At 62.3% G+C, this 284-nt stretch carries 1 protein-coding gene; it reads left to right on the top strand.

The window, feature by feature from the left end:
• On the top strand, positions 1-249 hold a 249-nt coding region (locus tag E1189_RS01745), incomplete at its 5' end, for a hypothetical protein (RefSeq protein ID WP_196221011.1).
• Between the last annotated feature and the right edge of the window lie 35 nt (positions 250-284).

Here is a 284-nt window from a genome sequence, read left to right as displayed (position 1 = left end):
GGTGTTCTGTTTCCCCTTACACCGAGCATCACTGCTGCACCGGCGGTGAGAGTAAAGCAGGGTGGCCGAATCAAAGGTAGCGCCGCAGAGGCAGGAGGTGTTGCGCTTCCCTTTGCACGGGGCACCGCTACTGCACCGGCGGTGAGAGTTAAGCAGGTTGACCGAAGCGAATGTGGTGCCGCAGGGACAGGTGGTGTTCTGCTTCCCCTTACACCGAGCATCGCTGCTGCCCCGGCGGTGGTATGTTAGCAGATTGGCCGAAGCGAAGGTGGCGCCGCAGGGGC

Origin of the sequence: Parendozoicomonas verongulae, assembly GCF_009711465.1 — a bacterium.
In the GTDB taxonomy this organism is placed as follows: domain Bacteria; phylum Pseudomonadota; class Gammaproteobacteria; order Pseudomonadales; family Endozoicomonadaceae; genus Sansalvadorimonas; species Sansalvadorimonas verongulae.
The sequence above is the reverse complement of the archived record's forward strand: the minus strand, read 5'-3'. Positions and strand labels throughout refer to the sequence as shown.